Origin of the sequence: Bacillus nitratireducens (assembly GCF_001884135.1) — a bacterium.
Taxonomy (GTDB): domain Bacteria; phylum Bacillota; class Bacilli; order Bacillales; family Bacillaceae_G; genus Bacillus_A; species Bacillus_A nitratireducens.
The window spans coordinates 58,829-84,053 of record NZ_MAOC01000022.1 but is presented as its reverse complement, the minus strand read 5'-3'; the positions used below and the strand labels follow the sequence as shown (position 1 = coordinate 84,053).

Here is a 25,225-nt window from a genome sequence, read left to right as displayed (position 1 = left end):
CTACATATGTTACATCTCTTCAGCTATACCCTGCACTTGCTTCTTCCCACTAGGTAAAATAGCTTGATATAAACACGTAACAAATAATAATAAACCAAATAAAATAATATACAATGTATCTGCACCAATCCATTTTGGGAACAACATTGCTATCGCACCGAGAGATAGCAGCTGGAATCCTGTCGTTAATGGACTAAGTAAACTTTGAACACGTCCCATGAATGACTCTTCTACAATTTCATACATCCAGCCCGATATTGCAACATTAATAAACGGTAAAAAGAAAGTCGCAAAAGCGATACATACATAGAAAGACCATACGTGATTTACAAAGTAACACATACCGAAGAAGACCCCAGAGCCCGCCATCCCAAATACAATAATAGATTTTGGTGCATATTTCTTACCTATACTCGTTGCTACTATACTTCCAATTAGTAGTGAGATTCCTCCAACTACTCCACCAACCATTGCTAAGCTTTCATATGTTGCTGGCGCTAATTTGTATTTTAATATGTAAGTAGTGGATACGCTTAAAATACCATTTAGTAGTCCAAATACGATAAATCCTAAAAGTAATTTTTTTAAAGTTTCATTTTGGTATATATATCTAATCCCCACTTTAAACTCTGTTATTAACATCTTCAAATTAACTTCTTTCCATTTTGTTCTACCGTTTGGCAAACGAACTTTTTCTGGAATTGAGATCGTTTGAATCAAAATACCACTCGCAATAAAGGTGAACGTATTTACTAAAATGCTCCCGTAAATTCCAAATGTCCAATATACCATCGTCGCAATCCCTACACCAAATAAAGCATATAAACTATTTACCATTTGATTAATACCTGCCGCTGCACCGTATTGGTCTGATTCTACTACTCCCTGTATCATTGCCTGTTCTGATGGAGAAAAAAATTGGATACATGCATTTTCCAAAAATAAAAATATAAAGACTAGTATGATCATCCCGTAATAAAGCGAAATTAGAATTCCGATATTGCAAATTGAACAACATATATTACTTACCGTACAAATACGTTGTCTATCAAATCGATCCACTACTGTCCCTACTAATAAAAAAAAGATTAGTGCAGGTAATGCAATCATAATTTGCGTCATCGTTGCGTAAACTGGTTGTTTTCCGTATTGATCTAACAAGTAAAACATTAAAGAAATTCCGGCAATCATAGAACCTAGTCTCTCTAAAATATTTGCTAGAAAAAAACGTGCATACACTTTGTTTCGAAATAACTGTAGCATTTCTTTCATACGTAATATCCTTTCTATCGACAAAATAGTATTATTTCAGTAATTTCTCGGAAGTCTTATTATATTTTTTTCGACCATTATCCAATATTTTCCTTCTTTATAAAGAACATCCTATTGAAAAAGCCCTTGTTTTCATACAAGGACTTTTCCATTAAACTATTTTATTTCGCTACTTCTTCTTTCGGCATTACCATACCTTTATAAAGTTGAACAGTAATCCAGTAATAAATGAAATAAATGACTAAGAAAATCCCAATTGGCACCCACACTTTCACAAACGGGTCAACTAATATAAAGCTGAATAAGTTAAGCCCTACTAACACGTGGGAAATACCAATGATCGCTGGGAAGATAAATAAATATGAGATTTCTTTATATATACTTTTTGTTAACATACTACGTCTCACACCGATTTTTCGTAGCATTTCATAACGGCGTACATCACGAGAAGCGCCTGTTAATATTTTGAACATTAGAGAACTCGCCATCATTGCTAAAAACGCAATTCCGAGGAAAAATCCCATAAACATTGTTCCACTCATGAAACTGTTCATAAACTGATAAATTGTCATTTTTGTATATAGTTCTACTTTTGCGCCTGTTGTTTTTTCAATTAATTCTTTTTGTCTCTTATCTATATCGAGCAACAATGGTTTATATTTTTTCATATCATCTACTTTTGCTAATGTTACAGTATGTTCTGTTCCTTGAATTCCTTTATAACGCTCTTCATCTGCAATTCTTACAGGTTTTCCGTTAAATTGATTATGTGTAATTTGTATCTCTCTTACAACCACATCTTCCCAATCTTTTGGCATACGAGGAAGCTTATTCGCTACTTCAGGAGCGTCCAAAGCAGAATAGACAGGTTCAGTTAAAGGTTCAGCCACACGTTTACGAGCAGGTTCTTTCAAAGTCTTTGTATCAAAGTGATCAGAAACAAGTGGCGGTTTCACAGTTAAATCGTTACGTAAATAATAAACTGCTTCACCATCTACTTTATACTTATACTTACTTTCTTCAACAATTTCCATTTCTTTTAATGCTGCTTTATCTTGTTCATTTGGATCATGAATTACGACATCATATACACGTGAGAAGTCTGTCATAATGCCTACGTTCTTTTGAAACGCCATACCTGCTGTCATTGCACCTGCACCTAATGCAATTAACATCGCTACAGTGCCTAGTACTCTCGATAAACTAGTTACTCGAAAACGTAACTGTGCATAAGTAAAACTATTTAATCCCGTTTCATTCCGTTTTTTATTCCCCTTAATTTTCATCACGAAAAATGGGAGCAATGAGCTAAAAATGAAATACGTCCCTAATGTTGTAACGATTGTCGCTATTATAAATCCTAGTTCAGCAAACATTTTTATATTTATCATAAAATAATATCCTGTACTTACAAGTAACACACCTAGTACTGTCATAATAACAATTCGAGTTTTACTTTTCTTCACTTCATCTTGCGTTTCATCTTCACGTATTAACTCTAATTCTGTTTTACGTAATAATCGGAAACTATTCATTAAACCAGTAATGAAAAATAATATTAAGAAGAATATAGATGTAACTAATATAGCTGGTGTGTATACAGATGCATAATTACCTTTTGCTGAAATTTCCATTCCATTCATTAAAAAATTTCCTGCTACACTAGCGAGTACTATTCCTACTAAAATACCGATAATAATACTGACAATCCCCATACCAAAAGTCTCAATAAATAATAATTGTGCTACTTTTTTCTTTTTTGCTCCAAGCATCATGTACATACCTAGTTCTTTTCTTCTTAATGTAAGTAAAAAAGAATTGGCATATATGATGTAAAAAACTGTAATGAAAGAAAGCAATATTGCACCAACCCAGAAGACAAGCCTAATACTACTAATGAGACTATTATCTTTCGTAAATTCACTATTCATCGCCATCGTTTGGAACATGTAGAAAATACTAATACTAATAACGAGACCAATAAGTAAAACCATATAATCTTTTAACATCTTTTTCATACTATGACGTGATAATTTGAATAACATAGTCTCGCCCCCTACTTAGACTCAGCAGCTGAGCCCATATGAGCGAGCACACCTAAAATGTCTTGATAGAAATTTTCTCGCGTTCCTTGACGCTTTAACTCTTTATAAAGAAGACCGTCTTGAATGAATAAAATACGCTCACAGTAACTTGCACTAAACGCATCATGTGTGACCATTAAAATACTTACATTGTGATTTTCATGTAAATCTTGCATCGCTTCTAATAAACTTTTTGCATTTTTACTATCAAGTGCTCCTGTCGGTTCATCTGCTAATACGATTGCCGGATTATGTACTAAAGCTCGTGCTGCCGCTGTTCTTTGTTTTTGTCCACCAGAAACAGCAGTCGGATATTTTGTTAAAATTTCAGTAATCCCTAATTTCTTTGCTACTCCATTTACCTTCCCCGTAATCTCACTTGACGGTACCCCTTGCAAGGAAAGTGGTAAAGCGATATTTTCATAAATTGATAAGTTTTCTAGTAAGTTAAAATCTTGAAAAATGAACCCCAATTTTTGAGAACGAAAATCTGATAATGCATTACCCTTCATAGAAGTAATATTTGTGCCAGCTATTGTTACACTGCCACCTGTCGCTTGATCAAGTGTACTAATTACATTAAGTAATGTCGTTTTTCCAGATCCGGAAGGACCCATAATCCCTACAAACTCTCCTTCTTTAATACTTAATGAAACACCCCTTAATGCTTTTGACTGATTCTCATTTCTTTTCCCATACGTTTTTTCTACACTTTCTACAGTAACTACATTTGTTGACATCTCTTTCACTCCATCCCTTTTGTATAAAATTAATTTCTCACATATTTCTTATCTTTTTCTCATGTAAACCCTTAATATTTTTTTAATTTTTCTAACAAAATTATATATATAAGTAGAATGAACCTATTTCCTCTTTCATATTCTCACTTTTCTAAAACTCGTTCCTTCGATTTCCCTTACATTTACCTTACATTTTTGTAAGGTAAACAAGAAAACACACAACTTCATAAAAGCATTTCTTTGTAATGAGAAATGCTCTTTCTTTTTGTCAAAATTAAAAGCTCATCTTAATAAAAGTGAAAACAATATAATTTTATTGTAAAACGATAAATCTTATGATAAAATCATGTTGTTATTACATAAGCGAGGTGCTTTTTATGAAACAAGTTACAACACTCTTTTTAAAGCTAGCTATTATTTGTATAGGAATCCCAGTTCTTGCATTGTGTATATTTTTGGTGCCTAAGATCGGGAGTTTTGCTGGAGAATTGTATCCAGATATTGCTTATATGAAATCTCTCGTTTTAATCGATATGTACGCGTCAGCGATACCTTTTTACTTTGCTCTGTATCAAGCTTTTAAACTTTTAAGCTATATTGATAAGAACCAAGCGTTCTCGGAATTATCGGTAAAGGCATTAAAGAATATAAAATACTGTGCCATCACGATCAGTACCTTGTACTTGCTAGGTATGCCACTCTACTATCTCATGGCGAAAAAAATTGACCCTCCAAGTTTCATACCAATCGGATTGACCATCATTTTCGCCTCTATGGTGATCGCCGTTTTTGCTGCTGTTCTCCAAAGACTTTTACAAGAAGCTATTAATATAAAATCAGAAAATGATTTAACGGTCTGAGGTGGAGGATATGGCAATTATTATTAATATTGATGTGATGTTAGCAAAACGAAAAATGAGCGTAACGGAGCTTTCGGAGAGGGTCGGGATTACGATGGCGAATCTTTCCATTCTGAAAAATGGGAAAGCAAAAGCGGTTCGTCTTTCAACATTAGAAGCGATATGTAAGGCTTTGGATTGTCAACCGGGTGATATTTTGGAGTACAAAAGTGACGAATACACTCAATAAAACATACAACAACTTTCTTCAACCAATGGGATTAGATAGTGAAATTAAGATGAAGGGATAGCGATTAAGCTATCCCTTCTCTACGTTTATTATTGTTATTTAATATATCTTTAATTACTTTAAATTCAGTATTACATATTAATGTTGTGTTTTATTATCAATCTCTATTTCCTATTTTTCATTTCCTCTTTCATACTTTCCACAAACGCATCTAGTTCAACAATTTTTGACTCCTCTTCACCATATTTTCGTACATTTACAGCTTCGCTTTCCATTTCCTTATCCCCAATAACAAGAACATATGGAACTTTTTGCATTTGTGCTTCTCTAATTTTATACCCCAATTTTTCATCACGTATATCTTCTTCAACACGAATCCCAGCTTGTGCTAATTTATGTGCAACTTCATTTGCATATTGTACATGTACTGCATTTGAAACAGGAATTACTTTCACTTGAACTGGTGCCACCCATACTGGGAACGCGCCTCCAAAGTGCTCAATTAATATTGCTAAAAAGCGGTCTAAAGATCCTAAAACTGCTCGGTGAATGACAACTGGTCTTCTCTTTTCATTCTTCTCATCTATATAGTTTAGGTCAAACTTCTCTGGCATTTGGAAATCAAGCTGGATTGTACCGCACTGGTGACTTCTATTTAAAGCGTCTTTAATGTGGAAATCAATTTTCGGTCCGTAAAATGCACCGTCACCTTCATTTAGTCGATATTTATAATTTAATGATTGTAATACATTCGCTAATGCTGCTTCTGCTTGCTCCCATAACTTATCATCACCCATTGAATCTTCTGGACGAGTAGAAAGTTCTACTTCATACTGGAATCCAAAAGTTTTATATACGTAATCAATTTGCGCCATTACAGATTTAATTTCATCTTCAATTTGTTCTGGTGTTACAAATAAATGAGCATCATCTTGGCAGAAAGTACGAACTCTTAATAATCCGTTTAATGCCCCGCTAAATTCATGTCGGTGTACTTGACCGAATTCACACATGCGAATCGGTAATTCGCGATAGGAATGCAATTTATTTTTAAACATAAGCATATGGCCAGGGCAGTTCATTGGCTTTAATGCAAAACTTTTATTGTCTACTTCTGAGAAATACATGTTGTCCTTGTAATGTCCCCAGTGTCCTGATTTCTCCCATAATTCTTGGTTCATCATAAACGGAGTGCGTACTTCTTGATAATTGTACTCTTTTTGAATTTCTCTTAAAAATGCTTCTAATTCATTGCGAATAATCTGTCCTTTCGGCAAGTAAAACGGCATTCCTGGTGCCTCTTCTGAAAACATAAATAACTCAAGTTCACTACCTAACTTACGATGGTTTCTCTTCGCAGCCTCTTCAACAAAATGCAAATACTCTTCTAATTCTTTTTGAGAAGCAAATGCAACGCCATATATACGCTGAAGCACTTGATTATTACTATCACCTCGCCAATATGCACCTGAAACGTGAGTTAATTGAAATGCTTTTAAATAGCCTGTTGACGGTAAATGTGGCCCCCTACATAAATCTACAAATTCACCTTGTTTATATAGTGTTACACTTTCTCCATTAGGGATTGCTTCTAAAAGTTCTAATTTCAGGTGATCGTTCATTTCTTTAAACAGTTTTTTTGCCTCTTCTCGTGAGACCTCAACTCGTTCTATTCTTACATTTTCATTTATAATCTTTTTCATTTCTTTTTCGATTTTCGGTAAATCTTCTACGTTTACACTACTCGGAAGATCCATATCATAATAAAATCCATTTTCAATAACCGGCCCTACACCGAGGTTTACATTACCATAAATTCTTTTCACAGCTTGTGCTAATATATGTGCAGCAGAATGTCTTGCAATTTTTACCCCTTCATCTGAATCCATAGTAACGATTTCAACTTTCGCACTTTCTTCAATGTTTCGTCGTAAATCAAAAGACTGATCATTAACTTTTCCTGCGACTGCTTTCTTTTTTAAACTACTGCTAATGGATCCTGCAATTTCTTCTAAAGTAATTCCTTTTACAAATTCTTTAACGCTACCATCTGGAAATTTAATTTCAATCATCTGTTCTTTCATTTTTCATCTCTCCATTTCATAATAAAAAGCACACTTATCCCTAAAATAGGGACGAGTGTGCTTTTACCCGTGGTTCCACCCAGATTCCCATCGTAAACATACAATGGCTTCTTTTACGGTAACGTCGTTTACACGGCACTAGATACTTCATTTCCCTAGTGCAGCTCTAAGGTGGTAAGTTATTTTTCTGCGTTAGGAAGTTCTCAGCTTTCCTTCCTTCTCTGTATAACCGGGTAAAATAACTCGTGTCCTTTTCTTCGCTTATTATAAAATTGAATGCAAAAAAGCATATTCATCCCTAGTAAATAGGGACGAATATGCTTATATTCGTGGTTCCACCCAGATTCCCATTACAAAAAACATAATGGCTTCTTTTGCGGTAACGTCGCTTACACGGCACTAGATACTTCATTTCCCTAGTGCAGCTCTAAGGTGGTAAGTTATTTTTCTGCGTTAGGAAGTTCTCAGCTTTCCTTCCTTCTCTGTATAACCGGGTAAAATAACTCGTGTCCTTTTCTTTGCTTTTATAAAACATCCATTTATTGTTATTTAATATATCTTATTCATTTTATTTTTGCAAGTGTTAAATAATATTATTTATTTTATTTAAAAAAGTGAAACCAAAAAAATTTGGTTTCACTTCTCAATTTTACCAATCTTGTGGTTCGTAATTTAAGTCTGAAAATAGACGTCGTTTCTCTTTCTTCGATAAATCTCTCCACTGTCCGACAGGTAAATTATTCAATTCAATATTCATAATTCTCGTACGTTTTAACGTATATACTTGATAACCTAAAGCTTCACACATACGACGAATTTGGCGATTTAGCCCTTGTGTTAAAATAATTTTGAATTCATATTTTGATAACTGTGTGATCTCACAAGGAAGAGTTTTTGTATCTAAAATTTTAACACCCGCTGCCATTTTTTCTAAAAATTCCGGTGTAATCGGCTTATCTACTGAAACGATATATTCTTTCTCATGCTTGTTTTCAGCACGTAAAATCTCATTAACAATATCGCCATCATTCGTTAACAAAATTAAACCGTCTGAGTCTTTATCGAGACGCCCGATGTGATTAATTCGTAAAGGATGATTCACTAAATCGATAATATTACCTTTTACTGCTTTTTCACTTGTACATGTAATACCTACTGGTTTATTTAAAGCGATATATACGTGATCTCGAGCGATACGAAGTTGCTCTCCATTTACGCGCACATCATCACCTGGATTTACTTGGTCACCAATTTTTGCAACCTTACCGTTAATAATTACTCTTCTCTCATTAATTAATTTATCTGCTCCACGTCGAGACGCTTTTCCAGCTTCACTAATAAATTTATTGATACGCAAATTAGGCACATCCTTTTCTAAAAAAAATTTCAAGCTCACACTGCTTCTACCGTACAATACAAAAGGGTAAGCCTCCTATTATAACTTAAATATATTAACATGAAAGGGTATATAACGTCTTCTATTAATTACTCATTTATAAGAAAATATCTTAATTATACATTCATTTATGCACGTTTTGTACACTTAATATACAAGCCACTCTTCCTTACATACAGCTTGTTTTCCTTTTATCTCTTCTATATCTTCATGAACATTAGCTGATTTATTTAACTCAGGAAAAATCTCTTCCACATAATTTTGATGCATCTTTTCATCTTTCCAATAAGTTAACACGATGTAACGATTTTCATTTTTTAAAGACTTCCCAACTACCCCACCTAACATCCCTTTTGCTTTTTCCATTCCTTTATTCCAAATTGTTTCTTGCTTATGTAAGAATTGCTTTTCTTTTTCTTCCTTTACATCACATATGGCAACTCTTGCGAATGATCCTTCTGTAACTACGTTTTTCAAAGGCTTATCATTTATATCATACAACATTTGAAATAGTTCAATTTCACATGAAAGAAACGTACCCTCTTGATTACTATTTAAATAAATTGTATCGTGAGCACCATTCATAAATGATTGATATGCATTTCTATCTGCCCATAAAGTAAATACACATGCTTCCTCTTCACTCCATCCACCAAATTGTCCATTAAATCCATCTAAATGCTGTATATCACGCCATTTTTCTTGAGCATCCGAAAACATCTCCCTTTTCTCTTCTTCCACTTTGCAAAATATTGTTTTTAGTAACATTTCTAGTTCCCCCTTATAATACAATCCATTTCCCGGCCGCAGCCTCTTCTGGTATACCAAAATAATCTGCAGAATCACGAGCATCAAAATTATTCATTTCTATTGCTATAAACTGCATTTCCCCACTCGAAATTTGATGATAAATCATAAATACCGCAAGTTGATTCTCTGTATATTACCTTGTGAAAGGACATCTACAATATAAAAATCCACATTCCTTGCCTATCTTACTTCATTCAAAATATCAGTTTACATAAAAAAATTATAAATAACTAGAATTCCCCTCTGCTCTTTCTATCAACCATTCACCAAACGTATTTAAAAATAATAAAATTTCATTTATATCATTTATCGGTTCAATTACATATTGTAATGCCCTTCTCATATTTTTTTCTTGTTCGGGAAAATACTTACTAAATAACACATATGCAGGATATAAGTCTCTGGAGTAGACCCCTTCTCTATCAATGGTTAATGCAAGACCTGCTCTAATTATTATCTTCATAATCCAACGACAACAATCCGCTATATCTTCTACGCCTTTATTATGTATTAACTCTTTGCGTGCTTGTCCAATTTGTTTCCGCAATTGAATAAGGTGTTCATAAGCTAACTCCTGACTTACTTTATATTTAGGTAAAGACAATTTTACGTCTTCACCAAATATGCATATACCATGCGTCCGTATCATAAAGCCTATAAAAGAAAAACTTTTGGAATTCACTACCTCTTTTTCACTGTGGAAACTTAACTCCACTCCCGATATACAATTAAACTGTTGTAAACTTTGAACTTCTAACTTCTTTCGCCAGCTTAAGTCTATTAAGTTAGGATCCTTGCGCACTAATATAATCACATCTATATCTGCAATCCCTTCAATTCCAATCCCTCTTGGAATTGAACCTCTTATATAAATACTGTGCAAATCATCCTGTAACATTTCACAGCAAGTATTTTTTATTTCTTGTATTACCTCCATAAATATAGGTTGAATTTTATCAATGTGTGCATCATTTATAATATATCCTTCATCATCTATAGGACAAAAACGCCCTATTTTTTTTATTCTTGGCAATTTATCAACTCATTTCTACATAAAATATTATTTTATTCCCACACATCATAATTATAATTCGAATAATTCAGAATCAAAAACCTGAAAGTTCTCTTTCTACGTATATTTTCTTCTACATTTTAATTATAAAATCGTAATTCAAATCAATTTTAGTCAATTTACTCTACTTAAAATAGCACAATTATTATATATTATAATTATAAGTTTTAAATTTTGGAGGCGTTACATATTGAAGAAGTTATTTTTTAATAAATGGACGGTTGTTTTTTCTATTCTTATCATTGCTAGCACAATTTTCTACACAATTAAAGATAGAAATAATAAAGAAAGCGCAACTGTAGAAACAGTGGATACAAAAACTTTCAAAACTAAATTACAACCTAAAATCAATGAATTAACTACTAATTATAATGACATAATTGAGAAAGATTGGTTGCCTGCATGGGAAGAGATTAACACTAACGGAGATTCAGTAGATAGAAATAAATTATTAGTTACAATGAGTGCAGTTTCTAAACAATATGAAACAATTATGAAAGAAATAGACACAATGAAAATTGAAGAAAACATAACAGATATACATATACAAGAACAACTAATCCAATTCACAACTCAGTTTAAAGCTGCATCAAACTTCATGAAAAATGCAGCAGATTTAATTATAGACGGATACAACAATTCTACTCCAACCAATGAAACAATTGAAAATACAAAGCATGCTTTAGGGCTTGCAGATCAACATATTGTAATCGCTTTGTCTACTTTAAATGAAATAGAAGATAAATTAGGAATATCAAAAAAATGAATTTATTTACTATTTCAAAATAAAAAATGATTGCAATTCAATTATTGTATATCTATAATATTTTTATTGATTATGTATTTTTATTTACGATCAATGCGTTTATGTTTTGAATTTTATAATTCGGATGAACCATTCAGGAGAAGGTCTATCGATCTACCGACGGGGCAAAAAGTTGCTGAACCAACTTTGAAACTCTCAGGTCTTGTTTACAAGTAGAACTGCATGGGGACGAATCTCTGGAGAGACTCCCTCTCGCTTTATATAGCGCGGAGGAAAACGAGCACCGAAGGAGCAAATCCGCTAATCTAGCGGATAATCTCTCAGGTAAAAGGACAGAGACAAGCGAAAGAAAATGCCGATTTGTATCGGTTTATTTTTCTATCCCTTGTTTCTCCAGAGACCATTTCATTTCCTTGAAGTGGTTTTTATTTTTTCTAAAAAAGGAGAATACAGATGGAGACAGTAAGTAAAGTATTAGAACAAATTAATCAGTATGTGTGGGGGTTGCCAACTTTATTGCTACTCGTTGGAACTGGTATCATTCTCACAGTGCGCTTAAAAGGTTTACAGTTTAGTAAACTAATATACGCTCACAAACTAGCTTTTAAAAAATCTGAGGATACATCATCTTCTGGAGATATTAGTCACTTCCAAGCACTGATGACGGCTATGGCTGCAACGATTGGTATGGGAAATATAGCAGGTGTCGCAACTGCTGTGACGATCGGTGGACCCGGTGCGATCTTTTGGATGTGGATTACCGCGTTGTTCGGTATGGCAACAAAGTATGCTGAAGCAATTCTTGCGGTGAAATACCGTGTTAGTAATGAAAATGGAGAATACTCTGGTGGACCAATGTATTATTTAGAACGTGGTTTAGGGAAAAAGTGGCTGGCTGTTTTATTCGCTATATTTGGCACAGCTGCTTCTTTCGGTATCGGTAATATGGTTCAATCTAATTCAGTTGCAGAGGCAATGCGAATCAACTTCTCTTTCCCTCCTGCATTAACTGGTATATTCATGTCATTCTTAATCGCTATCGTTATTTTAGGCGGCGTTAAAAAAATCGGGAAAGTGACAGGATATATCGTTCCTATTAAAGCTTTCTTTTATATCATTGCTGGTCTTATTATTATTTTCTATCACTACGATCAAATTCCAGAAGCATTTTCACTTATTTTTTCTGGTGCATTTAATGGTACTGCAGCTGCTGGTGGTTTTATTGGCGCAACAGTTGCATCAGCTATTCAAATCGGAATGGCGCGTGGTGTATTTGCGAACGAAGCTGGTTTAGGTAGTGCGCCTATTGCAGCTGCTGCAGCAAAAACAGATTCACCTGCAAAGCAAGCATTAGTTTCTATGACTGGTACTTTTCTCGATACATTTATTGTATGTACAATTACTGGTCTTGTATTAATTACTACAGGTGCATGGAAATCTGGTAAAACTGGCGTTGAAGCTACAACATTAGCATTCCAATCTGTTTTTGGTACTGCTGGTAGTATGATTCTCGGTATCGCCATTATATTATTCGCCTACTCTACTATTTTAGGCTGGTCGTATTACGGCGAGAAATGCGTGGCTTATTTATTTGGAGAAGGTGCTGTAAAATATTATAAAGCAATCTTTATCGTTATGATTGCTATTGGAGCTAATTTAAAGTTAGGTGTTGTATGGACATTTGCCGATATCGCAAATGGGCTTATGGCGATTCCAAACTTAATTGGCCTAATTGGATTAAGTGGTGTAGTTGTCGCTGAAACAAATCGGTTTTTACAAGCAGAGAAATTAAAAGAAAGTCATAAAAAACAGGCAAGTTAATCACTAAAAAAAGGAATAGCTCATTTATAATAAGCCATTCCTTTTTTCTCTATTTCAATTCCTTTCCCTCCTGAACCATATGTAAATAAAGTACAAAATCCATCATTGTAGATGAATAACCAAGTTGACGGATCATTGCTGTTATATTCCCTCTATGATATGTACCATGATTTACGACGTGTTGCACTAACTCTAAAATGGAAGTGTCTAATGCACCTGCATATGGGTTCTCAATAACAAATACAGTATTTACGTCTTGTATTGTACTTAAAAATTCTTTATATTGATTTGCCATGTTTTCAAACATTTTTTCTAATTCATGTAACGATTTAGTTTCGATTTGTTTTCGTAATTTTTCTCGATCTTGTATTACTTCACTCATACTTTTACCATGCAATATGTGTAACCACACTTGATCTGTAATATAAATATGCGCAAAAGTATCCTTAATTGATGGAAATACACTCTGTATCTGTTCATTAAAAATTGTCTCATAGTTTGGTAACTCTTTTAGTCGATTGAATAATCGTGTATTAGCCCAAGCATGGTAATCAAACTGTTTTAACATATAATCTTTCAATTTAAATCGCCTCCTTATTGTATGAAACGAATGTTTTGTTCCTTCATTTCCGATTCTCTATCAGCTTTTACAATCCCTTTTTCATTCATTTCATGTTTATTTATAGTTTTATATTTTACGTACGTATGAAATTCCGTTTTAAATGGAAACGGTGTAATTTGAATTGTTTCTTCATCCACCCATTCAGCTTGAATAGGCTTCTCCCTCTTACTATTAAACATTTCTGTTCCTTCAAAACCCTCTTTAAATAAATCAATTTCATCTTTCTTTTTTACACCAGGTTTATTCATACATACATATAAAGAAAGTTCATCACAAAACTTTAATAATCTATAATGTTTATCGAACATCGCATATTGTTCTTTTGTTAACGTTTTCAAAATTCTTTTTTGTCGTTCCAATTCATGTTTATAAAAAGACATCATCTCTTCATTTTCCTCATTTAATGGAAATGATAAAAAGTGCTTACTACAAAGTAGCGCCCCGTATGGATTAGAATCTTCAATTTCATTCAAACCAATCGTATAAAAAACAAAGCGTAATGAACTTGGACAATCCATAAATGTATATGGAATATTTTTAGCATCATTCAAAATTGGTACTTTATCAAGTTCTATCCATCCTCTATCATGTTCATATATTGCATCAATTGTCTCTTTTAAGTATCTTTTATCTTCAAAGAACTCCTCTTTTATATAACTTGCAATCTCACCAGCTAAAAAACCATGATCATGTTGACGAATTAATATACTTTGTTTCTCATTCTTTTCACGAAAAATCATCCGTATACTCCCCCTCATCTTCATATTATAGCTTGTCGTATGCATCAATTCTTAATAAATCCCTTTTAATTTGCAGGGATTCAGTTTCTTTCAACGAAATTAACATAACTATATAGCATTCTTTCTAACAATATAAATAGCTTTATCTTTATTATCCATTATACTAAATCATTCATTCCAAAAAATTTTTTTATGAGGTGAAAACATGAACAAAACAGAATTAGTTAAAAACGTGGCACAATCCGCTGATATTTCTCAAAAGGAAGCTTCTGCAGCTGTACAATCTGTATTTGACACAATTGCTACTGCATTACAATCTGGCGATAAAGTTCAATTAATCGGCTTTGGAACTTTTGAAGTGCGCGAAAGATCTGCTCGTACAGGACGTAACCCGCAAACTGGCGAAGAAATTCAAATCGCTGCTGGTAAAATTCCAGCATTTAAAGCAGGTAAAGAGTTAAAAGAAGCTGTTAAATAAACAAAAAACCAGCCATTTTATAGGCTGGTTTCTTGTTTTATTTAAGTAATTCCTTTATATTCTCAGCATGATATACTTCACAAATATAAAATATGCATTTGCAATTACTTACAATTTGATATTTTCTAGTTGGATAAACATTCGCCGTAACAGAGCATCCATCAAACAATTCAATAATATTCCCAGATGGCTGATATCCTTCGTATAATACGTTTCTTCTTACTTCCATCTTTTCTATAAGTTTTTCAACTGGAATATTTCCACTCTCTAATTCACTCTTAATTGTATTTGGTAAAAACGAAGTGTCCGCAAAAATTAGATTTTCAGATAACACTTTTCCTTTATAACTAACATTGGATACACGGTAAAGAAATGTTCCGTTTTTATCAAAGAAATTCTTTGCTTCTTTCGGGATGTACTGTCTATCAATTACCTCTTGTTCGAGAACATCAAACTGAACTGTATCATTCAAAAGCTTCTCTAAAGCATGAATAGATGATGTATCTTCAGAAAATAAAATATTTTTAATTGCTTGTACATTATAAGTAAATTCACTTTTTCTATTTTCCGCTACTAACATTAGGAACACCTCTTCTATAAGATTTTTTATTTAACTTATTTATAATTTAAAAGCGCTACTGCGTCTAACTGTGTAATTTCAGTTACTTCTTTACTAAATATTGCAACGGAAGCCATATAATCTACACTTGGCCTTATATCCTCCATCATTGTATTTTCTACTAACTCTTGCCTATCCTTAAAAACCAACAAATTTGGAGGATCATTTGGAGCTGATACAATAATACCTACTGGTGGAATCATTAGACCTTCACCTGTCGCTTTGAGTACCGCTTCTTTTCGAGTCCAATATGTTAAAAAACCTTCTATTTTCTGTTCATTAGGTAACTTCATAACTTGCGCTATTTCAATGTCTGTTAATACGCCCTCTGCCATTTTCATAACATCTACATTTGGATTCATTTGTTCAACATCAACGCCTACAGGTGCAGACTTTGTAAATGCAACAACAACCCACTCACCCGAATGTGAAACAGATATTTGTGGCATACCTTCTGGTAATTGTGGCCTACCATGTTGTAACTTACATACTGGGCACATTCGATCAATCGGCACTTGAACGGGTGACATAGAAAGTATCTTTCCAAGGACTAATCTACTAATTACGCAACCTATTATAAAACGTGCACGATCTGCCGAATGATGATATGAATTTGCTTTCTCTCGTTCAACATCATTTAGTAAATTGTAATGCCATGATTGTAAATCTGAAATTCTCGCCCACCATATTTGACAACTATTCTCATTAAGAGTTGGTACAGAATCTACAACTTTACTCTCCATCATGTAAACTCTCTCCTTTTAAATGCCAATATCACTTTATTTCAAAAGAGTATTAGCATGCTACAACTTATTCATTTACAACTTCTTTCTCTTTTTGTAATACAGATAACGGCTTTTTATTCTTCTTTGACATTACTTCTTTATCAGAAATACGTAAAGAAAATAGTAATGCTATAAGTAAAAATATTGCTGATCCAATTAATGCAGCTTGATATGGTAAGAAATCTGACTGTGCATTATTCTGTATTTCATTACTTCCAAATCCAGATAATATGCTAGCTAAAACAGCAACTCCTATCGCTGAACCTAAACGGTTTTGCACATTGAATATAGTAGTCGCTCTCCCCATAGAAGGTGGTGCGATATTGTTAAATGCAGAAAATTGAACTGCTCCAACAGACTGGCCTAAGAAAATACCGATACCAAACAATAATGCCCGAATTTGCCATGGGTTCGTATCGTGATTTACAAAACTTAATAAAACAAAGATAATCGCCGTACAAATTAATCCAATAGAAATTACCTTTCGAGCTCCTAATTTCTTATATGACCATGGCACAATCTGTGACGATATCATTAACCCAATCGCCTCCGGGAATGTCGTAAGACCTGATTCCAATGCGGAAACTCCTATTACATTTTGATACATAAGTGGAAAAACAAATAACATTCCTAGTAAACCAGCGGATGAAAACAATGAAATAAGACTCATTTTTCTAAAGACTGGTTCTTTTAATAAGCGTAAATCTAACATCGGTTGCTTTACTCTAAGTTCTACAATGATGAACAAAGTAATGAATACAATCCCAGCTATCCCAGTACTCATAATTTCTGGAGAAACCCAGCCTTTTGATGCTCCTTGGCTAAGTGCATAGATTAGCATCGCAAATCCTGGTGCTGAAAGAACAAAACCTAGAGAATCAAAGCGACCAGCTGATTTTTCAATATGCTCTTTTAAAAATAGAAGACCGAATAGTAACGCTACGATTCCAAACGGTAAATTAATATAAAATGCCCAGCGCCAAGACATTTGATCTACAAAAAAACCGCCAATAATTGGTCCTACTGCCGGTGCTACAGCAATTGGCAACACAATAAACCGTGAAATTTTCGGCCTTTCCTCTGGTGAAAATGTTCGGAATAACATCGCCATCCCAACTGGTGTTAAAAGCCCCCCGCCAGCACCTTGCATAATACGAAAAATATTCAATGAAGTAATATCGTTCGCTATTCCACATAATGCAGACGCAGTTGTAAATACGAAAAGAGCGGTTAGAAATACTCTTTTCGTACCGAAGCGATCTCCTAACCAACCAGAAATCGGAAGGAAAACAGCTAAGCTAACTAAATACCCAACATTAACCGTCCCCATTGCAGATGGAGGCACTTGTAATTCTTTACTTATCGTTTGCAGTGCTACATTCACAATTGTTGCATCCATCGCAGCCATAAACATCGCTGTTATATATACGATACTTACAACTACTTTTGGATTTATTTTTGCCTTCATTATCGTTTTCCTACTAATATTTTTTCGCCAACTTGATTACTTTTTGGATTCAAATCTTTCCAGGTATTTTCAACATATTGTAAACAATCATTCCTACTTGCCTCTTCATGTACGACATTCCAACCAATAGGTACATCAAGAAAGACAGGCCAGAGAGAATACTGGCCCTCCTCATTTTTTAATACCTTATATGTGTAATTATCATTTTCAAATGGATTCGTCATACTGTACTTACCCCTTTCTTATTCTGCAAATATTTCGCTAATACTTGTCCAATTTCTGTAAGTGGTCCTGGTTGACATAAATCTTTATGTCGACAATCAATATCGTGTTGCACAATTTGCCCATCTAAATAATTTAGCCACGTATTTGGAGAAATAGGATCAAACCAGTCTGGTATAACAGTAGATCTAAAGAATAAAATATCTCCGTTATAAACTTTCGGTACATATTTCCCTAACAATCCTACCGAATTTATATATGTTTCTTTCAAGTTCAAAATAGTCTCTTCTTCCAGACTTGCTAATGCACTTCCATCTTTACGAAGTATTTCCATCGCACTTTCCATAGTAAGTGGTTTCCCATCCATGTTATCTGGATCGTATCCCCCTAAAGCAAGTAATGCGATTAACGCTTCTTCTTCAGTAGGTGCTTCCGTATTCGGTAAGAAGTGACCAGGATAAGAATCTAGCATAACGAGTAATTCTACTTCTTCCCCTTCATTTTGCAGTTGCGCCGCCATTGCATGCACAACATTTCCTCCGAGCGACCAACCGAGTAAACGATAAGGTCCGTAAGGCTGTACTTCACGAACGTGTTTTAAATAATCGGCCGCCATCTCCTCTAAACTTTTTGGAAGTTCTTCATTTTTAGCGATACCACGTGCTTGAACACCGTAGATTGGATAATCTGTTCCTAAAGATTTCATAAGTCCTGCATAGCACCAACTTAATCCACCTGCTGGGTGTACACAAAATAGTGGTAATTGGTCTCCGCTTGCTCGTAATGGAAGCAACACATCGAGTGCACTTTGTCCATTTCCCACTTCAAGTCTTTCAGCAAGACCTGCAACAGTAGGTGCTGCAAATAAAGTTCCGATATTTAGTTCCACCCCAAGTGCTTCTTTAATACGGCTCATAAGCTGCACTGCAAGAAGTGAATGGCCACCTAGATCAAAGAATCCGTCATCAATTCCAATTTGAGACACACTTAAAACTTCTGTAAACAAGTCACATAACATTTCTTCTTGCGGTGTTCTTGGTCCACGACTAGAAGATGATGCGATAAATTCTGGAGCTGGCAATGCCTTTCTATCTAATTTACCGTTTGGAGTTAAAGGCAACTCATTTACTACTACAAAAGCGTATGGAACCATGTAATCTGGTAAACTCCCTCCAGCATACTGACGCATTTCATTCGTATCAATCGTTTCATTATTTGAAGCGACGATATAAGAAACTAATCGTTTATCCCCTGGTTGATCTTCCCGGACAATAACGGCTACTTGTTCAACTTTATCGTGTTTCATTATGACCGCTTCTATTTCCCCTAATTCAATTCGGAATCCACGAATTTTAATTTGATGATCTGCACGTCCTATATAATCTAACGTCCCATCTTGACGCCAGCGTGCTAAGTCTCCAGTACGATACATTCTTGTACCTGGCTTACCAAATGGATCTGCGATAAACCGTTCAGCCGTTAATCCTGCTCTTCCTAAATATCCACGAGCTAGTCCGGCACCTGCAACATACATTTCTCCAACTACTCCAGGTGGCACTGGTTGTAAATAGTTATCTAATACGTATACTTTAAGGTCAGGTATACTGCACCCAATTAAACTATTTGCTCGTAAAGAAACGATACTCTCATCTAACTCAATATAACTAACATGTACCGTCGTCTCGGTTATACCGTACATATTAATAAGCTTCGGTGCGTTATGAGGATGACGACCATACCAATCTTCTAATCGACTTAGTTCAAGTGCTTCTCCTCCAAAAACAACATATCGTAAAGATAATTTTTGACCAACCTCTTCATTTTCACGATCTGCTTGCATCAATTGATAGAACGCTGATGGAGTTTGGTTTAATACAGTAACCTTTTCCTTAACAAGAAGCTGTAAAAATTCTTTCGGCGAGCGACTTACAGTATGTGGTACTACGACTAAACGCCCTCCGTATAATAATGGTCCCCAAATTTCCCAAACCGAGAAATCAAAAGCGTATGAATGGAACATCGTCCAAACATCGTCTGCGTCAAATTGGAACCAATGATCAGTTGCTCCTAAAAGTCTTACTACATTTTGATGAGGTATCATAACGCCTTTCGGTCTACCAGTTGAGCCTGACGTATAAATAACGTAAGCAATATGTGAAGGAGATAATGGTTTAATGCGCTCCATTTCATCAATATTGTCTTCACTATATTTCTCAATTTCTTCTATTACTTTCACATCATCAACTAAAATCTTTAGTGCCTCATCACATTCAATTTCCACATCTGAATTTGTTAAAACACATGATGGTTTCGCATCGTGGAGCATAAATGAAATACGATCAGACGGGTAATCTGGATCTAACGGAAGGTATCCCGCACCAGCTTTCAGAACAGCTAGTAAGCTTACAACCATATTTAAAGATCTCGGCATCGCTAAAGCAACGAGTTGATCAGGGCCTACTCCTTTTGCTATTAACGAACGAGCTATTTTATTCGCTTTTCTATTCAACTCTTCATAAGTTAGCTTTTCATCTTCAAAGACGACAGCAATAGAATTTGGATTTACATGAGCCTGCTTTTCAAATAATTGTGGCAATGTCATTTCAGGTACAATTTGAAAACCGCCATTCCACTTTTCTAAAACTGTATTTCGCTCTGCTAAAGTTAATATTTCTAATCTACCAATTGATTGATCCGGATGTTTCGCTGCATCATCTAATAACAGAATAAATCGTTCTATTAGTTTTTGAACTGTTTCATGTTTATATAAATCGGTACTAAACTCTAACAATCCGTGTAAGCCGTTTGGCGTACCATCAACTCCGTTACTCTCGCTAATTTCAAATGTTAAATCAAATTTTGCAGAGCCAACACTTTGAATTTCAAGGCTCGCTTCTATATCCGGTACATTAAACGTTGCTTCTGGCGTATTTTGGAAAGCTAACATAACTTGAAACAGCGGATGACTATTTCGAGTTCGTACTGGATTTAACACTTCAACAAGTCGTTCAAATGGAACATCTTGATTTTCATAAGCTGCAAGGTTTACCTGCTTCACTCTATCCAATAATTCTTTAAAGCTTGGATCTCCTGATGTATTTGTACGTAAGACTAATGTATTTACAAATAAACCGACTATGTCAGAGAGTGCATCATCGTTTCTTCCAGCAATTGGACTTCCGATCGGTATATCAGTACCTGCACCTAATCTTGTAAATAGCGCACTAAGTCCTGCTTGCAACACCATAAACAAACTAACTCCATTTTTCCGTGCGAGCTCTACTAACCTACTATGCATACCTTCATCTATATGAAATTGAATTGTTTCCCCGCGATAACTCGTTTCAATTGGACGCTGGTAATCTGTAGGTAACTCCATTTGATCTGGTAAACCTTTTAGCTCTTCTTTCCAAAAATCTAATTGTGTTGAAATAAGACTCTCTTGTGTAGTTTCATCACCTAGTAGTTGCTGTTGCCAAAGTGAATAATCTGCGTATTGAACTGGAAGAGTTTCTAATTGAACACTATCACCTTGACATCGTGCTTTATAAGCTACTGTAAAGTCTCTCGTTAACGGTTGTAATGACCAGCCATCTCCTACAATATGATGTAAAAGAATTAGTAATACATGCTCATTTTCACTTACTTTAAAAAGTTGTAAACGAACTGCTGGCTCAACATCAAGGTTAAAGCTATATTTTACCGCCTCTGAAAGTACACTTTCTAATTCATCTTTACATGTTTTTGTTATAATCATTTCTAGATTTAAGTCTTCCATATTTAAAATTTTCTGATAGGAACTACCTAATACATTAGGGAAAATTGTTCTAAGTGTTTCATGTTTCTTCACTACATCATAAAAGGCACCTTGCAATGCTTCCTCATTCAATTTTCCAGACATACGAATGACTAACGGAATATTATAAGTAGGACTTGGACCTTCTAAACAATTTAAGAACCATAACCTGCGCTGTGCAAATGAAAGTGGAACTTCATTTGGTCTTCTTACTTTCTTAATTGCTGGTCTTGCAGTTTTTGCTTGATCCAATTGCTTCGCTAGTTCAGCAACAGTTGGCGATTCAAATAGTTTTCCAATTCCTAATTCGACACTTAACGTTTCACGAATTCTTGCCATTAAACGAGATGCAAGAAGTGAATGACCACCCATTTCAAAGAAATTATCATCAATGCTAATGCGAGAAACATCAAGTATTTCTGCAAATAAATCACATAATATTTCTTCTCTCGGATTTCTAGCAACTCTCTCCTTGTTCATTTCATTAAAATCAGGAGCAGGTAATTTCTTTCTATCAACCTTTCCATTTGGTGTTAACGGTAATACTTCTAGCACAACAAATGCTGATGGTACCATATAATTCGCTAAACTTTCTGAAACATAAGAACGAATTTCCGCAAAGTTAATTGTTTCCTTCTCTTCAGCAACGATATACGCAATAATTCGTTTATCATTTGGGCGATCTTCTCGTACCATTACTACCGCTTGTTGAATATTTTCATGTCGTTGTAATACCATTTCAATTTCAGCTAATTCAATTCGGAAACCACGAATTTTAATTTGATAATCTGCGCGACTAACGTACTCTAATACACCATCGTTACGCCATTTCACCAGATCACCTGTGCGGTACATGCGCTTCCCTGGTTTTCCATAAGGATCTGCAACAAACCGTTCAGCCGTTAACTCTGGTTTTCCTAAATATCCGTTCGCAAGCCCTTCCCCTGCAATATATAGTTCACCAATTACTCCAGGTGGTACTGGTTGTAAACCTGCATCTAATACATACACGTCTGTACTCCAAATTGGCTTTCCAATAGGAGGTATACCAATTCCATTTTCATCAATGTTCATGACAGTAGACCAAATAGTCGTTTCAGTTGGTCCATATAAGTTTGTAATAGAGCAACCTAATTCTTTTAATGTATTTGCTAAATGGGCTGGAAGTGCTTCACCACCAACGAGCGCTTTTAGCCCTTGTAGTCTCTCTGGATATTCCGTTACTAACGCCTGCCAAAGCGTCGGTGTAGCTTGCATAATTGTCGCTCTTTCTTCTTGTAAAAGTGCAGTTAACGCAGTTGGTTCTTGAATTACCTCTTTTTGTGCGATTGTTAAACTTGCACCACTAATAAGAGGTAAATAAATTTCTAGTGCAGAAATATCAAATGCAAACGTTGTAACTGCTAATAAATGATCGTTTTCATGTAATGAAAACATATCGTCCATAGCCAATAAAAAGTTACTTAAAGCTTTCATAGGAACAATTACACCTTTTGGATTTCCGGTTGATCCTGAAGTGTAAATTGTATACGCAGGCTTTAGAAGTGATTCATCATTTCTAAATGGTAGATTCATATGAGAATATGCTTTTAATGCTAGTTCTGTTTCTTCGCGATCTAATTCGATTTTTTTCATATCATTTTCTATAACTAAATTAGATGAAACAGATGAATGTGTGATGAAACAAACTGGTTTTGCATCATTTACTATATAATTTATTCGCTCAGCTGGGTATTCTGGATCTATTGGTAAATACGCTGCACCTGCCTTTAAGACTGCTAGCATACTAATTACCATTTCTATTGATCTTGGAAATACTAAAGCCACAAACTGATTTGGCCCTATTCCTTCTTCTACTAAATAGTGCGCCAGTTCATTCGCTCGCTCATTTAGCTCTTTATACGTAAGGTCTACTCCGTTACAAGTAACCGCTATTTTATTTGGATTTTTTTGTACTTGTTTTTCAAATAATAAAGGTAGATTAATTAGCTCTTCAGCTTCCTTCGTTTCATTCCATTTCAATAAAACTTTATGATTTTCTTCAGGAAGAGTAATGTTTATTTTTCCAATCGACTCGTTTTTCTCATAATTATTTACTACTAACTCGAATAGATTCATAAATCTTTCTTTATGCAATGCTAGTTCCGTATCGCTATATACTTCCGGATTCGCATCAAAATGAATCATTAGCTCATTTTCATCGAAACGTTTATAAACATTTATCGATAAATCATCGACAGGTCCTGCTGATAAATTATGTGTAATACCACGATTCCCAGCAAAGTTAAGCCCATAATCAAAAGGCATAACATTCACTAACGGCCCAAACAACCTTTGATTTTCACCTAGTAACTTTAAGTCTCTTCTTAATTCCTCATGACGATATTTATGATGACGACGTACGTCTCGGATTTCTTTAGAAACTTGCTGTAATAATTCCGCAAGAGTTATATTTGGAGTTACAGTGAGACGAAGTGGTACTAAATTCATTACCATGCTCGGTGTATAAATAGATGCAGAACCGAGACGCCCCATCATTGGTAAACCTAAAACAATATCATTTGCACCTGTTAATTTATGCATGTAAATACTTGTTACGGCTACAATAAATTCGGGCCAACTCGTTAACGAAATGTTTATATCTTCTAGTAAAGTTTTCGTACTAGCATTTGATAAATAAGCAGTTTCTCGTAAAAATCCATTTGATGTTCTCGGCGCTCGTTCTGCCAAACTTACAACTTCCGGTTCATCTGCAAACTTCTCTAACCAAAAAGTACGATCTTCCTGAAATTGTGTAGATTCACGATACTCATTATCTTCTTGTACAATTTTTGCAAGAGAGCCAAATGACTTTCCATTCTTATTTGTTTCTTCTATAAGTGATGTATACTCATTGGCTACCTTTTGGCTAAGAATAGAAAACCCATAGCCATCCATCACAATGTGATGGATGCGCTGATACCAAAAGAAACGATTATTTTCAACTTGAATAAGTACTTCAGTAAATAATTTATCTGTTTTCAAATCGACTGGCATAGATAAATCATTTTTCATCCATACTTTAGCGGCCTCTTCAGGATTTTCTTCTTTACGAACGTCAATAAAATGCATATGAAACTGTAATTCTTCAATAACTTGCCATGGACCAATTTCATCCTCTTCGAAACGAACATGCAGTGCTTCTGCTTCCATTACAACTTTACGTACTGCTAATTCAAAAATATCTTGATTAATATTTCCGTTTATTTCTACATATTCCCCAGTATTATAAATTGGATTCAGCGGATCTAATTGCTGTGCAAACCACATACCAGTCTGCGCAGATGATAACGAATGGCGAACCTTTTGACTATTAGGCATT

19 protein-coding genes, 1 riboswitch and 2 other annotated features are annotated in these 25,225 nt (G+C 34.7%); of the genes, 5 read left to right on the top strand and 14 right to left on the bottom strand.

Going from position 1 to position 25,225, the window contains the following annotated elements:
* Positions 1-9: 9 nt before the first annotated feature.
* The 3 genes from BAU23_RS09005 to BAU23_RS08995 all read right to left on the bottom strand — a co-directional run bounded on the left by BAU23_RS09005 (position 10) and on the right by BAU23_RS08995 (position 4,096).
* On the bottom strand, positions 10-1,272 hold the full coding sequence (locus tag BAU23_RS09005) for an MFS transporter (protein ID WP_000661736.1): 1,263 nt from the start codon (positions 1,270-1,272) through the stop codon (positions 10-12).
* A 161-nt stretch (positions 1,273-1,433) separates the two neighbouring features.
* Complete coding sequence (locus tag BAU23_RS09000; protein WP_071734165.1) at positions 1,434-3,317, bottom strand: ABC transporter permease; 1,884 nt, start codon at positions 3,315-3,317, stop codon at positions 1,434-1,436.
* 11 nt (positions 3,318-3,328) lie between these two features.
* Entirely contained in the window at positions 3,329-4,096 is a 768-nt protein-coding gene (locus BAU23_RS08995) for an ABC transporter ATP-binding protein (RefSeq protein WP_000106431.1), read from the bottom strand.
* 377 nt (positions 4,097-4,473) lie between these two features.
* Between BAU23_RS08995 and BAU23_RS08990 the strand changes: the two genes are divergently transcribed.
* Both BAU23_RS08990 and BAU23_RS08985 read left to right on the top strand, forming a co-directional pair.
* Entirely contained in the window at positions 4,474-4,956 is a 483-nt protein-coding gene (locus tag BAU23_RS08990) for a DUF2975 domain-containing protein (RefSeq protein ID WP_000815885.1), read from the top strand.
* A 10-nt stretch (positions 4,957-4,966) separates the two neighbouring features.
* Complete coding sequence (locus BAU23_RS08985) at positions 4,967-5,185, top strand: helix-turn-helix domain-containing protein (protein ID WP_000974631.1); 219 nt, start codon at positions 4,967-4,969, stop codon at positions 5,183-5,185.
* Positions 5,186-5,349: 164 nt separating this feature from the next.
* Here BAU23_RS08985 and thrS read toward each other — a convergent pair whose 3' ends face one another.
* From thrS to BAU23_RS08965, 4 genes are all read right to left on the bottom strand, one after another.
* Positions 5,350-7,269: a threonine--tRNA ligase gene (gene thrS / locus BAU23_RS08980; protein ID WP_000663072.1), complete on the bottom strand. Its 1,920-nt coding sequence runs from the start codon at positions 7,267-7,269 to the stop codon at positions 5,350-5,352.
* A gap of 44 nt (positions 7,270-7,313) precedes the next feature.
* Positions 7,314-7,536 (bottom strand) — a binding site (T-box leader).
* 37 nt (positions 7,537-7,573) lie between these two features.
* Positions 7,574-7,797 (bottom strand) — a binding site (T-box leader).
* A 121-nt stretch (positions 7,798-7,918) separates the two neighbouring features.
* Entirely contained in the window at positions 7,919-8,626 is a 708-nt protein-coding gene (locus BAU23_RS08975; RefSeq protein WP_001222156.1) for a pseudouridine synthase, read from the bottom strand.
* Positions 8,627-8,812: 186 nt separating this feature from the next.
* A complete protein-coding gene (locus tag BAU23_RS08970) occupies positions 8,813-9,433 on the bottom strand; it encodes a YdbC family protein (RefSeq protein WP_071734163.1) in 621 nt (206 codons plus the stop codon).
* A gap of 262 nt (positions 9,434-9,695) precedes the next feature.
* The gene (locus tag BAU23_RS08965) at positions 9,696-10,508 is read right to left on the bottom strand and encodes a hypothetical protein (protein ID WP_001137355.1); all 813 of its coding nucleotides are present in this window, start codon (positions 10,506-10,508) and stop codon (positions 9,696-9,698) included.
* Positions 10,509-10,737: 229 nt separating this feature from the next.
* Here BAU23_RS08965 and BAU23_RS08960 point away from each other — a divergent pair, with 229 nt between their 5' ends.
* Positions 10,738-11,313, top strand: coding sequence for a hypothetical protein (locus tag BAU23_RS08960; RefSeq protein WP_071734161.1), 576 nt, complete (start codon positions 10,738-10,740; stop codon positions 11,311-11,313).
* A gap of 226 nt (positions 11,314-11,539) precedes the next feature.
* Positions 11,540-11,659: riboswitch (glycine riboswitch) on the top strand.
* A gap of 107 nt (positions 11,660-11,766) precedes the next feature.
* Complete coding sequence (locus BAU23_RS08955; RefSeq protein ID WP_000451031.1) at positions 11,767-13,134, top strand: alanine/glycine:cation symporter family protein; 1,368 nt, start codon at positions 11,767-11,769, stop codon at positions 13,132-13,134.
* Between the two features lie 49 nt (positions 13,135-13,183).
* Here the strand turns inward: BAU23_RS08955 and BAU23_RS08950 are convergent, their stop codons facing one another.
* Both BAU23_RS08950 and BAU23_RS08945 read right to left on the bottom strand, forming a co-directional pair.
* Positions 13,184-13,714, bottom strand: coding sequence for a DinB family protein (locus BAU23_RS08950; protein ID WP_000656392.1), 531 nt, complete (start codon positions 13,712-13,714; stop codon positions 13,184-13,186).
* Positions 13,715-13,728: 14 nt separating this feature from the next.
* Entirely contained in the window at positions 13,729-14,496 is a 768-nt protein-coding gene (locus BAU23_RS08945) for a DUF3891 family protein (protein WP_000577306.1), read from the bottom strand.
* Between the two features lie 205 nt (positions 14,497-14,701).
* On the opposite strand from BAU23_RS08945, the gene BAU23_RS08940 reads away from it, so the two are divergent.
* On the top strand, positions 14,702-14,974 hold the full coding sequence (locus BAU23_RS08940) for an HU family DNA-binding protein (RefSeq protein WP_071734158.1): 273 nt from the start codon (positions 14,702-14,704) through the stop codon (positions 14,972-14,974).
* 37 nt (positions 14,975-15,011) lie between these two features.
* Here BAU23_RS08940 and BAU23_RS08935 read toward each other — a convergent pair whose 3' ends face one another.
* The 5 genes from BAU23_RS08935 to BAU23_RS08915 form a co-directional block, all read right to left on the bottom strand.
* Positions 15,012-15,554, bottom strand: coding sequence for a hypothetical protein (locus tag BAU23_RS08935; RefSeq protein ID WP_000959130.1), 543 nt, complete (start codon positions 15,552-15,554; stop codon positions 15,012-15,014).
* A 35-nt stretch (positions 15,555-15,589) separates the two neighbouring features.
* Positions 15,590-16,339 (bottom strand): 4'-phosphopantetheinyl transferase Sfp, encoded by a 750-nt coding sequence (gene sfp, locus BAU23_RS08930; protein WP_000970683.1) that lies wholly within the window; start codon positions 16,337-16,339, stop codon positions 15,590-15,592.
* A 64-nt stretch (positions 16,340-16,403) separates the two neighbouring features.
* On the bottom strand, positions 16,404-17,846 hold the full coding sequence (locus BAU23_RS08925; RefSeq protein ID WP_000644786.1) for an MDR family MFS transporter: 1,443 nt from the start codon (positions 17,844-17,846) through the stop codon (positions 16,404-16,406).
* Entirely contained in the window at positions 17,846-18,070 is a 225-nt protein-coding gene (locus tag BAU23_RS08920) for an MbtH family protein (protein WP_000184071.1), read from the bottom strand. The genes BAU23_RS08925 and BAU23_RS08920 overlap by 1 nt, the downstream gene beginning before the upstream one ends.
* Entirely contained in the window at positions 18,067-25,224 is a 7,158-nt protein-coding gene (locus BAU23_RS08915; protein ID WP_071734156.1) for an amino acid adenylation domain-containing protein, read from the bottom strand. Before BAU23_RS08915 ends, BAU23_RS08920 begins: the two co-directional genes overlap by 4 nt.
* Position 25,225 lies beyond the last annotated feature (1 nt).